Genomic DNA, 15,231 nt, shown 5'->3' with positions numbered 1-15,231 from the left:
CTAAGGCATAATGCCCGCACGGTTATGTTTCACTAACAAATGAGGTTTTGGTCTCCTTTTAGACCAAGTACAGCCATTGAATATCGTGAAGAGGAAAATAGACCAAAGTGATTAAGAGATAATCTTTTGGCTGCTTTCTGTTCACAAGGAGGCATTGTCATATCCACCGAAAATAAAACTCTCAATGAAAGTAAAATCCTCGATAATGACAAACCGCTGACCCGCACAGTGAAATTGCAAGAATAAAAGCCAATGCGTTTCGCAGTTGTTTTAAAAGGGATGAAAGAGTCAGTTAAAGAACAGGGTTGGTGGTGCGTGGATGATAACTTCTCTAAAAAGCGGTAGGAATATACTGAAAGTGTTTTGGTTAATATTGGAGAGTCGGAAGCCTTGCCCTCGTTTGCTTTTACGCAACAACAACGAGTCAGTGGGTGAAGCATGTTATTTTCAATCAACAGCCCAAACATGGACTTTACCATTCGCGCTCCCCGCAGTGTTATTAACGGCAGTTGCCGGACACCTCGTGAAAACTTATCCCGTACATCTTAAAAACTACCGCGATATAATTTCAGTATAATGACAGCTGAAACATTTGCGTTACCAAAATGTAAAAAAATTTGTGGTCACCGTCAATAGGATCATGAGGATCTTTTTTCAGATCCTCGCACTGGTTATTTTTTATCCGTGATTTTACTGCATAAAGTAAAGCAGGCGACTGACCCGCTGACGGCAAAAAGGATCGGAATTAAGAAGTCATGATCCACCCGCGTGAACTCCATTATCAGCACAATGGCGGTTAGTGGCATTTTCATTGAGGACGCCAGAAATGCCGCCGCGCCAATAATGGCAAATGCGCCCAGCGATGTTCCCGGCCAGAAAATATTCCACAGCGCGCCCAAAATACAGGCCAGCAATGCGCCATTGGATAATCCCGGCGTCAGTAATCCGCCCTGCGCCCCGGCGCGTAATGTGCTCCAGGTAATCACCAGCTTCCCCATCAGCACGGTTGCCGCCAGCGCCACGGTAATCTGATTATCAAAACTTAACTGCGCCGGGCCTTTGCCGTTACCCAGTAATTGCGGAAGCCAGCCCGCCAGAATGCCGATAAACGCAAAATTGAGCAGGTTATAAATAATCAGACGCGCATCGCGCGGGGCCTGCGCTTTCGCCCGGTTGGTCATCCGCGTAAACCCGTAAGCCGCAACGCCAAATACCGGCCCCATGACCGCTGACCAGACCAGCAAGGCGGGCGTGGTGTTCAGCTGCATCAGGTGATATTGCGATTCGTTGCCCAGCCCGATCCAGGCTACCAGCGCGGCAACAGAGGATGTCGCTATTGCAGGCAGCAACAGCGGCCAGCGGAACGCGCCGAGCAACACTTCCAGCACAAACACCGCGCCGCCAAGCGGAACGTTATACACCGCCGCCAGCCCCGCGCCTGCACCGCAGGCAATCATGATTTGCGTTTCGCGCGCCGTCAGCCTGAAGCGCAGCGACAGCCAGTTTGCGCTGACCGCACCGATTTCGCGCGGCGCGACCTCACGTCCGAGCGGCGAACCGAGCGCGACGGTGATGATTTGCAGCAACGCATGAATCGTCGTGCTGACAAACGGCATACGTGGACTTTCTGATTTGACCGCCGCGGCAATACTCACCAGCGGTTTTCCCCAGCGGTACAACGCCCACCAGCCTGCGCCGGCAACTGCACCACAGATAATCAGCACGATCAGCCGCCGGCTGCGCGTGGCTTCGCTGACGCCCTGCAAAAAGCTCTCGCTGCTGATGATGAAATCCGGGCTGTAGCCGAAGGCCAGATGCTGGATGTAGTGCAGGATCAGCGCCAGCATCATGCCACCGAGACCGGCCAGCACGCCGGTACACAATGTCGCTGCCGTCAGCCGCCATAAAGGGCTGGAAATTTCGGAATTATTCAACGCAGGCACTCCGCATTTATATCTGATGTTTGGGTTCTCTAAACAGCTTACAAAACATCAGTTAAACCGCACGTCAGCTCAGCAAGTTATTTTTCTTTTCGTTGAGAAAATAACTGTTAATGCCCTCCGCCAGCGCCCTCGCCATCTTCTCCTGAAAGACCGGTTCGCCGAGCAGTTTTTCTTCCTGCTTGTTGGTGATGAAGGACGTTTCCACCAGCACCGACGGAATGCGCGGGGATTTCAGCACCGCGAAGCCCGCCTGCTCCGGGTGCGGGCTGTGCATGTGATGCACTTTGACAATGTTCGCCGCCAGATGGCTGCCGAAATCCATGCTGCGGTGAATGGTTTCGTGCTGATCGAGGTCGAAAAGCGTTTCCTTCAGATACTCATCGTCGGTTTTAAAATCATTGTCATACAGCACGTCGACGCTGTTCTCGCTCTGCGAAAGATACCGCGCCATCGCGCTGCCTGCGCCGTGTTCTGACAGCGCAAAAACCGAAGCGCCGGAGACCTGATCGTTGGTAAATCCGTCGGCGTGAATAGAAATAAACAGGTCGGCTTCGTGCTGATGCGCCAGGCTGACGCGGTGATAAAGCGGTATAAAAACGTCATCCTGCCGGGTCAGCACCGCGTGAATGCCGTGCTGCTGATCCAGCAAGGTTTGCAGCCGTTTGGCGATGTGCAGAACCACGTGTTTTTCATATGTGCCTTCGTTGCCAATCGCACCGGGGTCTTTTCCGCCGTGGCCGGGATCAATCATCACCAGCAGGGGTTTTTCCGCCAGTGGCGCTTTGGTGGCTAAAGGCAAAGCCTGCGCTGCCGTTTGTGCAGCGAGGCCTTCCCCGGTAATAACAACCTTCATCACGCCGTTTTCTGTGGTGCGCGTGACTACCGGTTTACCCTTCACCGTCAGCACAATACGCGCCACGTCCGGGCTGAAATGGGCAATGCGCCCTTCCTCAATCCACGGGAATTTCTGGCGGATCACCGTCAGCGCATGTTCCAGTTCAGGCGGAAATGACGCCACCGGCATGTCGATCACCACCCGTTCCGGCGCGCCGAGCATAAATACGCGGCTGCGTTTATCGGCGGCGGGCAAGGATACGGTAATCTGGCGCGCATCTGACGTCATTGAAACGCGTACGGCCTTTTGTGCGGCGTACAGGCGCGGTGTCGCCAGCGACAGGCCAATGCCGAAAATCAGCAGTTTTCTGCGGGAATGGTTGATGGTCATAACAGTCTCAGGGCAGGCATCGTGATAAAGCCGTTAACGATTTATCATCATGACATTACTGACGTTTTCAGGAGTGCGCGGGAGTATTAACAGGGCGTGAATTCGGTAACGAACGGTAAAAAAGATGACCGGTAATATTCCTCCTCCGGGGGAACGGAGGAGGAAAACGAATCAGGCTTCGATCAGGGTTTGCCCCAGATAGTGATTTTCGTCTTTGATACCCGGCAGCGTGAAGAAAAAGCCGCCGCCAACTGGCCGGATATATTCCTCAAGCGGTTCACCGTTCAGGCGTTTTTGCACCGTCAGAAAACCTTTTTCAAGATCGTGCTGATAGCAGACAAACAGCAGCCCCATTTCCAGTTGCCCGGAATTGGTGACGCCCAGCGAATAGCTGTAGCCGCGACGCAGCATCAGGTTATCGTCGGTTTCTTTGGTGCGCGGATTGGCCAGACGAATGTGCGCATCCAGCGGGATCACCTTCCCTTCCGGATCTTTGCTGTAATCCGGCACATCATGCTCTTTTTCCATGCCCAGCGGCGCACCGGTTGCCTTGTGGCGGCCAAAAATCGTCTGCTGTTCCTGAAGTGGCGTGCGGTCCCAGAACTCAACGTGGAACGGGATCAGACGCGCCGCCTGATAACTGCCGCCGGTCGTCCAGCCCGGTTCGCCCTGATCGGCAGTCACCCAGATGGCTTTGTCCATCAGCGGTTTATCTTTAGCATCCGGGTTCGCCGTGCCGTCCTTAAAGCCCAGCAGGTTAATCGGCGTTTCTTTGCCCTGACTGCGCGCGGCGTGGGAAGAAATAAACCCGTCACGACGCCAGCGCACGCTGAGTAAATCCGGCGTGTACTTGATGATGTCGCGCAGCGCGTGAACCACGGTGTCGCTGTTATTGGCGCAAATCTGCAACAGCAAATCACCGTGGCAGAGTTTGGCATCAAGGGAATCATTCGGGAAACGCGCCATGCGCTGCAATTTAAGCGGTTTGTGAGCGGCCAGCCCGAAGCGTTCGTCAAACAGTGAATCGCCCACGGAAAGCGTCATGGTCAGATTATCCGGGTAGATTTCCGCGCCCATTACGCCCGAATCCATCGGCGGGAATTTCGGATCTACCGAAGGCGCCGTGCCGCCGGTGGTCAGAAACGCAAAACGGGTATCGAGCAGACGGAAAAGACGCTCGAGATCGGCTTTGGTGGTCGCGAGAACATCAAACGCCACCAGCATCATCGACGCCTGCTGCGGCGTTAAAATCCCCGCCTGATGTTCGCCGTAATAAGGCTGCTTGCCCCAGCGTTCATCGGGAGAAACGGTTCCTGGTGTGTACTCTTTTTTGGCACCCGGTGTTTTTTCTGCCTGCGCACCGGCCGCGCCGCCGAGGGCAAATGCCCCGCCTAACAATCCCACGCCTTTGAGTAAACGGCGGCGTGAAGAAGAAGTCGCGTCCTGTTGTACGGACTTATTATCGTTTTTATTGCTCATTGCTATGCCTTAAAGGTAAACACTCCTGCGAAAAGGTGGGGTCTTGCTCCTCCCCCTGCTAAGGGGGAGGTTGGGAGGGGGTATTGCAGGCGACTACAGTGTATCCATTAATACCCCACCCCAGCCCTCCCCTTCGCAGGGGAGGGAGCAAAGATTAATCTAAACCTAAAACGCCACGCAGCTTGGCCAGATCTTCTGCCAGCGTCGTGATCGGCCCTTTCATCGCATTACGGTCGGCGTCGGAGAGTTTCTCGTAGTTCTCGTAACCGTCTTGGGTTTTGTATTTGTCCAGCAGGGTATCCACGGTTTTAAAGTTCGCGTCGATTTTATCCAGCAGCGGCTTGTCGGCTTTTTCCAGCAGCGGACGCAGCAGGTTCACGATTTTCTGCGCGCCATCGAGGTTTGCACGGAAATCCCACAGGTCGGTGCGGCTGTAACGGTCTTCTTCACCGCTGATTTTGCTCGATGCGACTTCCTCGATAAGGCCTGCCGCGCCGCCCACGACTTTGCTTGGCGGGAAGGTCAGCTCAGAAATACGTTTTTGCAGATCGACGGTGTCGGCATACAACTTGTCAGAAAACGGTTCGGTGCCTTTGGTGGTTTTGTCGGCGAACAGGATTTTTTCCAGACGGTGGAAACCGGTGAAATTCGGGTCTTCGGCTTTCTTCTCGAAGTCATCTTCACGGGCATCAATGCTGCCGTCGAGATCAGAGAACAGCTCGGCGATCGGTTCGATGCGTTCGTAGTAAACGCGGGTAGAGGCATACAGCGCCTGCGCTTTCGCCAGATCGCCCTTCTTAATCGCATCCGTGAACGCTTTGGTGTGGGAAACCAGTTCAGCAACCTGTTGCGTCACATACACTTTGTATTCCGCAATCGGGCCAACCAGCGCCATGGCGTCAGGTTTTGCGGAGGTTGCCGCGCCTTCCGCCGTGACGGTCAGCTTGCCTTTCGGATTGCTCAGCAGGCCGCAGGTCATGTCGTATTCGCCCGGCTCCAGATTGGCGGTCATTTTCTGCGTGAAGCCCGGTGCCACGTTTTCACGCTCTTCCACCACCATCACGCCTTTCAGAATTTCCCATTCCAGGTTTTTCTGGCTGTTGTTATGGATAACAAACTGCGTTTTACCGGCCGGCACGGTCAGCGCCATCGGTTCACATTGTTTGTCGTTAACAGCAATTTTGACCTGACGGACATCGGCCGCCAGCACGTTAGCGCTGAGCGCAAAAGCGGGCAGTGACAGCAGCGCGACCTGTAAAGCTTTACGGCGAAACAGCGGGGATGAATATGACATGTACCACTCCGTGACAAACTGTGTGAATAGAGAATGTATGAACAACAATATTGTTAAAAATCAGCGTTGTGTTTTTTGTCCGGCCGGAGCCGTGACGGCTGATTTTCCCTGAGGCATAAAGAACAGGAACAGCGCCGGGATCAGGTACAGGAAATACACCGCGACTTCACTGACGGTCGGCGCTTCCTGATAACCAAACATCCCTTCCAGCAAGGTACCGAACAGGGAATGCGTGGACAGCGTGCCGCTGAAATCAAACGCGATATCCTGCATGCTGTTCCACAAACCGGCTTCGTGGAAAGCGCGGATAGCGCCGGCCGCCAGACCTGCCGCGACGAACAGAATAAACAGGCTGGTCCACTTGAAGAACTTCGCCAGATGCAGCTTTACGCCGCCGTAGTAAATCAGGAAACCCAGCACGATGGCTGCGCCCAGACCGAGCAACGCGCCGATGGGCGCTTCAATGCCAACATCCTGCTGGAACGCCGCCAGCAGGAAAAATACCGATTCCAGCCCTTCACGCGCGACGGCGAAAAACACCATCGCTACCAGCGCCCAGCCCTGACCGCGACCGGAATTGAGCGCGTTATCAATCGCGCCTTCCAGATGCACTTTGATGGAACGCGACACCTTGCGCATCCAGAACACCATGTAGGTCAGAATGCACACCGCAATGACGGCCACGATGCCTTCAAACAATTCCTGCTGCTTTTGCGGAAACTCACCGGTGGTGGCGTTGATGAACAGCCCCAGCGCCAGACACAGTGCCGCAGCAATGAACACGCCAATCCAGACCACACCGAGCCACTGCCCGCGCTGCGTCCGTTTAAGGTAACTGGCGATCAGGCTGACAATCAGCGCCGCCTCCAGCCCTTCGCGAAACATAATGAGAAACGGAACGAACATAGCGGAAACTCCCGAACCCTGAATTCTGAAGACTTACAGATGTGTAAGGACTCTGTAAAGAAAGGTAAAAAGAAACGATATTGATTATCATTCCTGGAAAAAGAAATACAAGAGGTGACGGGCTCTTTTTTGAAACCTGTCGGGGAAATGCGCACAAAAAAACAGAAAACCGGGATCAGGACGATCCCGGTTTATCACGATAACGCGGGGAAAATCAGATGGTGTTGTATTCCGCTTCGGCAGCGTTGAAGCGCTCTTCGACGGCCACGGAAGGTTTACGCCCCATCAGGCTGACCACCCAGATGGCGATCGAAGCAAAGATAAAGCCGGGAATGATTTCGTACAATTCTGCCCAGCCGTAGCTTTTCCACAGAATCACCGTCGCGGCGCCGATGACCATTCCGGCCAGCGCGCCGTTGCGGGTCATGCGTTTCCACATTACGGAAATCAGGATCACCGGACCGAATGCCGCACCAAAACCTGCCCAGGCGTAGCTGACTAAACCGAGCACGCGGTTTTCAGGGTTGGCGGCCAGCGCAATCGCCACCAGCGCGACAACCAGCACCATCGCACGACCAATCCACACCAGCTCACGCTGGCTTGCGCCTTTGCGCAGGAACGCTTTGTACAAATCTTCAGTAATCGCGCTCGAACAGACCAGCAACTGGCAGCTCAGGGTGCTCATCACCGCCGCCAGAATGGCCGACAGCAAGATCCCGGCAATCCACGGGTTGAACAGGATTTTCGCCAGCTCGATGAACACGCGCTCACCGTTTTGCGTCACATTGCCCGCCACTGCCGGGTTATTACTGAAATATGCAATCCCGAAGAAGCCCACGGCGATGGTGCCTGCCAGACACAAAATCATCCACGTCATGCTGATACGGCGTGCGCTGCGGATAGTGTGATGCGAATCGGCGGCCATAAAACGCGCCAGAATATGCGGCTGACCGAAATACCCCAAACCCCAGCCGAGCAGGGACAAAATCGCCACCAGATTCATATTCTTGAACATGTCGGTGTATTCGGGGTTTTTCGCCTGAATCACCATCATTGAACTGTCAATGCCGCCGACCGCGAGGATGACAATCACCGGTGTGAGGATCAGCGCAAAAATCATCAGGCTGGCCTGCACGGTGTCAGTCCAGCTGACTGCCAGAAAACCGCCGATAAAGGTATAAATGATGGTTGCCGCGGCACCCGCCCACAGCGCGGTCTGATAAGACATCCCGAAGGTGCTTTCAAACAAACGCGCGCCGGCCACAATGCCGGAAGCACAGTAAATGGTGAAAAACACCAGGATCACAATCGCCGAGATAATACGCAGCAATTTGCTGGAATCTTCAAAGCGGTGCGTGAAGTAATCCGGCAGCGTCAGCGCATTATTGTTGGCCTCGGTGTGAACGCGTAAGCGCCCCGCCACCAGCTTCCAGTTCAGATACGCGCCAATCGTGAGGCCGATGGCAATCCAGCTTTCGGAGATACCGGAAAGAAAAATCGCGCCCGGTAAACCCATTAACAACCAGCCGCTCATGTCAGAGGCTCCGGCGGAAAGTGCCGTCACCACGCTGCCTAAACTGCGGCCACCCAGAATATAATCATCAAAGTTTTTGGTCCGTAAATACGCGATGAGCCCTATCAAAATCATCCCGAAAATATAAACACAAAACGTCACCACCATCGGTGTGTTCATTGTCATGTCCTTCTCCACTTTCTTATTTTTTGCGATACGTGTTTGCAATGCAGGCCGGCATCTGTCTGTCCTGACACGCCTTTTTTAAAAGGCGGCCAAAATCATGCCGGGGCGAGATGATGGCTGAAACCCGCGAAGGATGCAGCATGACTCTCCATTTTTTTTCTTTTTCAGCGTACTTAATGTGGTTTTTATTCAAATTAACTGTCGGTCGCGATACTGGTTGAGTGATCGCCACATTTCAAATGTTTTAACATTTTGGATACGTAAAATTTACGGCACATCACACTTATGATGAGAGCGGGTTGCACGTTACATTTTTAAAAGTTGCACCTTTAACGTTGAGGTTATTAAGGCGGTTACCGGGAAAAAACCGCCTTTCCTGCGTTGATTCAATGTTAAAAATGCCAAATAAATCACATCAGGCATACTTCGTGCATTAACAGGGTTGCACAAGGTTGCAACATAGAAGATATTGCTTGCCATAAAGATAATGAATTCACCTGAACCTTTTCATATGGAGTGGTTGCGCATGGGTATGACGACGATGGGCGTGAAGCTGGACGAAGGCACACGCGACAGGCTAAAAATTGCGGCACAGCAGATTGACCGTACGCCGCACTGGCTGATCAAACAGGCGATTTTTTCCTATCTGGAACGTCTGGAAAATGGCGATTCGCTGCCGGAGATCCCGGCGCTGAACGGCGCAGCAGCGGGCGACGCGGAAGATCCCGCCGGTCAGCCGGTGCAGGAAATGCATCAGCCATTCCTTGATTTCGCCGAGCAGATTTTGCCGCAGTCGGTCAGCCGCTCAGCCATTACCGCCGCCTATCGCCGCCCGGAACCGGAAGCCGTTTCCATGCTGCTCGAACAGGCCCGTCTGCCTGCCCCGCTCAACGACGCGGCGCTGAAACTGGCCGCCGACATCGCCACCAAACTGCGTAACCAGAAAAGTGCAAACGGCCGCGCCGGTATGGTGCAAAGCCTGTTGCAGGAATTCTCCCTCTCCTCGCAGGAAGGCGTGGCGCTGATGTGTCTGGCCGAAGCGTTGTTACGTATTCCCGATAAGCCAACGCGCGATGCGTTAATCCGCGACAAAATCAGCAACGGCAACTGGCATTCACATCTTGGCCGCAGCCCGTCACTGTTCGTCAACGCCGCGACCTGGGGTCTGCTGTTCACCGGCAAACTGGTGGCGACACACAATGAAGCCAGCCTGTCGAAATCCCTGAACCGGATTATCGGCAAAAGCGGCGAACCGCTGATCCGCAAAGGCGTGGACATGGCGATGCGCCTGATGGGCGAACAGTTCGTGACCGGCGAAACCATCGCGGAAGCGCTGGCTAACGCGCGTAAACATGAAGAAAAAGGTTTCCGTTACTCCTACGACATGCTGGGTGAAGCGGCGCTGACCGAAAAAGACGCGCAGGCGTATTTGCAGTCTTATCAGCAGGCGATTAACGCGATTGGTAAAGCCTCAAACGGGCGTGGCATTTATGAAGGGCCGGGGATTTCCATCAAACTTTCCGCCCTGCATCCGCGCTACAGCCGTGCGCAGTACGAACGCGTGATGGATGAACTTTATCCGCGCCTGCTTTCCCTGACACTGCTGGCGCGCAGTTATGACATCGGCATCAACATTGACGCCGAAGAAGCCGACCGTCTGGAAATCTCCCTCGATCTGCTGGAAAAACTCTGCTTTGAGCCGGAACTGGCGGGCTGGAACGGCATCGGCTTCGTTATTCAGGCTTACCAGAAACGCTGCCCGATGGTCATCGATTATCTGACTAATCTGGCGCAGCGCAGCCGTCGCCGCCTGATGATCCGCCTGGTGAAAGGCGCGTACTGGGACAGCGAGATTAAACGCGCCCAGATGGACGGCCTGGAAGATTATCCGGTTTATACCCGCAAGGTTTACACCGACGTTTCCTATCTGGCCTGCGCCCGCAAACTGCTGGCGGTGCCCAACCTGATTTATCCGCAGTTTGCGACACACAACGCGCACACCGTGGCGGCAATTTATCAGCTGGCCGGTAACAACTATTATCCCGGCCAGTACGAATTCCAGTGCCTGCACGGCATGGGCGAACCACTGTACGAACAGGTTGTCGGCAAAATCAGCGAGGGCAAACTGAACCGCCCTTGCCGCATTTATGCCCCGGTCGGCACGCATGAAACGCTGCTGGCGTATCTGGTGCGCCGCTTGCTGGAAAATGGCGCGAACACCTCGTTTGTTAACCGTATCGCTGACGCCACCTTGCCGATTGACGAACTGGTTGCCGATCCGGTTCTGGCCGTCGAAGCGCTGGCCGCCGGCGAAGGTCAGGTCGGATTGCCGCATCCGCGTATCGCGCTGCCGCGCAATTTGTACGGCGACAAACGCGTGAACTCTGCCGGGCTGGATATGTCGAGCGAACACCGTCTGGCGTCGCTTTCCAGCGCCCTGCTGCAAAGTGCCAGCCATCCGGTGAAAGCCCAGCCGATGATTGATGCGCAGACCGATGAAGGCGAATTCCTGCCGGTCATTAACCCGGCTGAAAACAGCGATATCGTCGGTTACGTGCGTGAAGCCACGCAGGATGAAATCAGCCGTGCGCTGGATGCGTCCACCGCCGCCGGTGCCATCTGGTTTGCGACGCCTCCCGAAGAGCGCGCCGCAATCTTGCAACGCGCCGCAGAATTGATGGAAGCGCAGTTGCAAAGCTTGCTTGGCGTGCTGGTGCGTGAGGCCGGAAAGACCTTTAATAACGCCATCGCTGAAGTGCGTGAAGCGGTGGATTTCCTGCACTATTACGCAGGCCAGATCCGCGAAGATTTTGCCAATGACTCGCACCGTCCGCTCGGGCCGGTTGTGTGTATCAGCCCGTGGAACTTCCCGCTGGCGATTTTCACCGGCCAGATTGCCGCCGCGCTCGCCGCAGGCAACAGCGTGCTGGCAAAACCGGCTGAGCAGACGCCGCTGATTGCCGCGCTGGCCGTGGGCATTTTGCATGAAGCCGGTGTTCCGACTGGCGTGCTGCAACTGTTGCCGGGCCAGGGTGAAACCGTGGGCTCACAGCTGGTGAATGACGAACGCGTTCGCGGCGTGCTGTTTACCGGTTCCACCGACGTGGCGGGAATTTTGCAACGCAACATCGCCGGTCGTCTGGATCCGCAGGGGCGTCCGACGCCGCTTATCGCCGAAACCGGCGGCCTGAACGCGATGATTGTGGATTCCTCCGCGCTCACCGAACAGGTGGTGACGGATGTCGTGGCCTCTGCTTTCGACAGCGCCGGTCAGCGTTGTTCCGCCCTGCGCGTTCTGTGTATTCAGGACGACGTCGCCGACCATACGCTGCAAATGCTGCGCGGCGCGATGGCCGAATGCCGCATGGGCAACCCTGAGCGGTTGTGCACCGACATCGGGCCGGTGATCGACGCCGAAGCTAAAGCCGGTATCGAGAAACACATCGATGCCATGCGCGCCAAAGGCCGCACGGTGTATCAGGCCACGCAGGAATTTGCTGCCGATCAGCAGGAATGGACGCGCGGAACCTTCATCAAACCGACGCTGATCGAGCTGGAAAGCTTCGATGAAATGAAGAAAGAAATCTTCGGCCCGGTACTGCATGTGGTGCGTTATGCCCGTCAGGATCTGGATAAGCTGATCGGTCAGATTAATGCCGCGGGTTACGGCCTGACGCTGGGTATTCATACCCGCATCGACGAAACCATCCACCGCGTGACGCAACAGGCGCACGTCGGCAACATGTACGTGAACCGCAATATGGTCGGCGCTGTCGTGGGTGTGCAGCCGTTCGGCGGTGAAGGCTTATCAGGTACCGGTCCGAAAGCCGGTGGTCCGCTGTACCTTTACCGCCTGCTGAGCAGCCGCCCGCAGGACGCCGTGCAGCAAACGTTATTGCGTCAGGATCGCGAACTGCCGCTCGACACGTCTGTTCGCGAAGCGTTACTGGCACCGCACCGCGCGTTGCAACAATGGGCGGCGGAACAGAAACATCGCGAAGACCTGATTGCCGTGTGCGAGCGCTTCGCACAAACCAGTCAGGGCGGCACTTTGCGTACCCTGCCGGGGCCAACCGGAGAACGTAACACTTACGCATTGTTGCCGCGTGAGCGTGTTCTGGCGTTGTCAGACAATCAGGACGATGCCCTGACCCAGCTCGCCGCCGTCACCGCGACCGGTTGCCGTATTCTCTGGCCAGATGCGCCGTTACAGCGCGAACTGTTCAGCCAGTTACCGAAAGCAGTACAGGAACGTGTCGATTTCGCCAAAGACTGGCAGAACGATGCACCGGTATTTGACGCGGTGATTTACCACGGCGACGCCGATCAGCTGCGCGAACTTTGCCAGCTTATCGCCAAGCGCCCGGGCGCGATTATTTCTGTACAAGGGTTTGCGCGCGGCGAAGATAACATCCTGCTGGAGCGTCTGTTGCATGAGCGTTCGCTGAGTGTGAATACCGCAGCAGCGGGTGGGAATGCGAGTCTGATGACAATCGGGTGAGTGTTTGTGCGGGAAGCGCCGCACTGGCGCTTTTTGAGCCGAAGCTTGATCGAGAAGGTTTCGGTTTTTCAATAACTGTGTTCACCTAACTCACTGCGTCGAAACCGACAAAAGAGGGGCAAGACGGCCCCTCTTTTGAATCTCCACGTCTTTTTTACTGCGCGCTACCGCTGGCTGGCTATGTTTCAGCAGCCAACGCTATTGCCGCGAAAACTTGCCGCTGCGCGGTTCCCTTACTCGGTTTCGAGCCACAGGTCTCGAAACACTTCGCTCGGCAAGCTTTCTGAATGCGGCCGGAAGCTTTCTAAATGTGCAAACATTTGCGAACGGTTGGTTTGCTCCTCCCCCTGCGAAGGGGGAGGTTGGGAGGGGGTTTAGCAGGCCACTGGGTTGCTAAAACCAACACACATCCCGGCCTTCCACTCGTGATCACCCAATCCTCTAATCACCATCCTAAACTGTCATTAAAACGTCATAACTCTGACTTAACCTGCCGGTAACAAAATACAACAATCTGTGTTTTTTTATTTCTGACGGTTTATCAAAAGGAGTTTTGACCATGCAACAACCTCTCTCCCTGCTTGCCCGCGCACTCTCTGCTGCCCTGCTGGTTTCCGCATCCGCCAGCGCTTTCGCCGCTGAGCCGGATGCCCTGACAGACCGCGCAGCAAAAGGCGTGCTGACTGAACCGGGTGGCGCACGTCGTCTGAGCGGTGACCAGACAGCAGCGCTGAAAGCTTCGCTTTCGGATAAAACGGTGAAGAACGTAATCCTGCTGATTGGCGACGGAATGGGCGATTCAGAAATCACTTCCGCACGAAATTATGCAGAAGGCGCAGGCGGTTATTTCAAAGGCATCGATGCCCTGCCGCTGACCGGTCAGTACACGCATTATTCTCTGGATAAAAAGACACAGAAACCAAGCTATGTGACAGATTCCGCCGCTTCAGCCACAGCCTGGACGACCGGCGTAAAAAGCTATAACGGCGCGATCGGGGTGGACGTAAACGGTAAAGATCACCAGACCATTCTCGAGATCGCCAAAGCCGCAGGCAAAGCGACCGGCAACGTCTCGACGGCAGAATTACAGGACGCCACGCCAGCCGCCCAAATCGCGCATGTTACGTCGCGTAAATGCTACGGCCCGGAAGAAACAGCGGAGAAGTGCGCCAGCAACGCGCTGGAAAATGGCGGACGCGGTTCCATCACTGAACAGCTGTTGCAGGCCCGCGCCGACGTCACTCTGGGCGGTGGCAAAAAATCCTTCAGTCAGCTGGCGAAAGCCGGCGAATTCAGCGGTAAATCCCTGAAAGACCAGGCGCTGGCGCAGGGTTATGTGTGGGTAGAAAACGCCGACCAGTTGAACGCTATCACGCTGGCCGACCAGAAAAAACCGCTGCTGGGCTTATTCGCCGACGGCAACATGCCGGTACGCTGGCAGGGTCCGAAAGCCACGTATCACGGCAATATCGATAAACCGGCCGTTACCTGCGAAGCCAATCCGCAGCGCACCGCAGAAATCCCGACGCTGGCCGCGATGACCGAAAAAGCGATCGACCTGCTGAAAACCAATCAGAACGGCTTCTTCCTGCAAGTCGAAGGTGCGTCGATTGATAAGCAAGATCACGCTGCCAATCCGTGCGGTCAGTTTGGTGAGACGGTAGATCTGGACGAAGCGGTGCAGAAAGCCCTCGAATTTGCCCGTCAGGATGGCAATACGCTGGTGATTGTGACCGCCGACCACGCACATTCCAGCCAGATTATCGAAGCCGACGCCAAAGCCCCCGGCCTCACGCAAACGCTGACCACCAAAGACGGCGCGCCGATGACCATCAGCTACGGGAATTCCGAGGATGACTCGCAGGGTCACACCGGGACTCAGTTGCGGATCGCCGCGTTCGGGCCACACGCCGCGAACGTCGTCGGGCTGACCGACCAGACGGATTTGTTCTATACCATGCGGGAAGCAATGAATATTAAATAAGCAGTGAGGGCTGGCCGCTGACTGAGTAAATTTCGGTTTCTCACTCGCCGTGAGGGCTGGATCGAGAATATTTCGGTTTTTTTAGTAGCAGTGATCGCTCAGCGGCTGACGCCGAAACCGACAAAGAGGGAGGAAAGCGCCTCCCTCTTTGATCTCCCACGCTTTTTCTCAACACGCGCTCCGCTCGCTGGCTATGTTTC

The 15,231-nt window shown here is 55.3% G+C and carries 9 protein-coding genes; 2 read left to right on the top strand and 7 right to left on the bottom strand.

Going from position 1 to position 15,231, the window contains the following annotated elements; genetic code table 11:
• Nucleotides 1–32: 32 nt before the first annotated feature.
• From IV433_RS21110 to putP, 7 genes are all read right to left on the bottom strand, one after another.
• Complete coding sequence (locus IV433_RS21110) at nucleotides 33–479, bottom strand: hypothetical protein (protein ID WP_195815791.1); 447 nt, start codon at nucleotides 477–479, stop codon at nucleotides 33–35.
• Nucleotides 480–671: 192 nt separating this feature from the next.
• Nucleotides 672–1,934 carry a chloride channel protein gene (locus IV433_RS21105; RefSeq protein ID WP_229893610.1) on the bottom strand — a complete coding sequence of 421 codons (1,263 nt, stop codon included), beginning with the start codon at nucleotides 1,932–1,934 and terminating at the stop codon, nucleotides 672–674.
• A gap of 73 nt (nucleotides 1,935–2,007) precedes the next feature.
• Nucleotides 2,008–3,066, bottom strand: a complete 1,059-nt coding sequence (locus tag IV433_RS21100; RefSeq protein ID WP_255534132.1) for an N-acetylmuramoyl-L-alanine amidase — start codon at nucleotides 3,064–3,066, stop codon at nucleotides 2,008–2,010.
• 273 nt (nucleotides 3,067–3,339) lie between these two features.
• The gene (efeB, locus tag IV433_RS21095; protein WP_195815789.1) at nucleotides 3,340–4,647 is read right to left on the bottom strand and encodes an iron uptake transporter deferrochelatase/peroxidase subunit; all 1,308 of its coding nucleotides are present in this window, start codon (nucleotides 4,645–4,647) and stop codon (nucleotides 3,340–3,342) included.
• A gap of 154 nt (nucleotides 4,648–4,801) precedes the next feature.
• Nucleotides 4,802–5,941, bottom strand: a complete 1,140-nt coding sequence (efeO, locus tag IV433_RS21090) for an iron uptake system protein EfeO (protein WP_195815788.1) — start codon at nucleotides 5,939–5,941, stop codon at nucleotides 4,802–4,804.
• Between the two features lie 60 nt (nucleotides 5,942–6,001).
• Nucleotides 6,002–6,847 carry an iron uptake transporter permease EfeU gene (gene efeU / locus IV433_RS21085; RefSeq protein WP_152326996.1) on the bottom strand — a complete coding sequence of 282 codons (846 nt, stop codon included), beginning with the start codon at nucleotides 6,845–6,847 and terminating at the stop codon, nucleotides 6,002–6,004.
• A gap of 214 nt (nucleotides 6,848–7,061) precedes the next feature.
• On the bottom strand, nucleotides 7,062–8,546 hold the full coding sequence (gene putP / locus IV433_RS21080) for a sodium/proline symporter PutP (RefSeq protein ID WP_195815787.1): 1,485 nt from the start codon (nucleotides 8,544–8,546) through the stop codon (nucleotides 7,062–7,064).
• Nucleotides 8,547–9,072: 526 nt separating this feature from the next.
• Here putP and putA point away from each other — a divergent pair.
• Complete coding sequence (gene putA / locus IV433_RS21075) at nucleotides 9,073–13,047, top strand: trifunctional transcriptional regulator/proline dehydrogenase/L-glutamate gamma-semialdehyde dehydrogenase (RefSeq protein WP_195815786.1); 3,975 nt, start codon at nucleotides 9,073–9,075, stop codon at nucleotides 13,045–13,047.
• A 559-nt stretch (nucleotides 13,048–13,606) separates the two neighbouring features.
• A complete protein-coding gene (gene phoA / locus IV433_RS21070) occupies nucleotides 13,607–15,031 on the top strand; it encodes an alkaline phosphatase (RefSeq protein WP_195815785.1) in 1,425 nt (474 codons plus the stop codon).
• Nucleotides 15,032–15,231: the final 200 nt, after the last annotated feature.

The organism is Rahnella laticis (assembly GCF_015644585.1).
In the GTDB taxonomy this organism is placed as follows: Bacteria; Pseudomonadota; Gammaproteobacteria; order Enterobacterales; family Enterobacteriaceae; genus Rahnella; species Rahnella laticis.
Note: the sequence above shows the minus strand (reverse complement) of the source record. Positions and strands in the feature narration are given on the sequence as shown.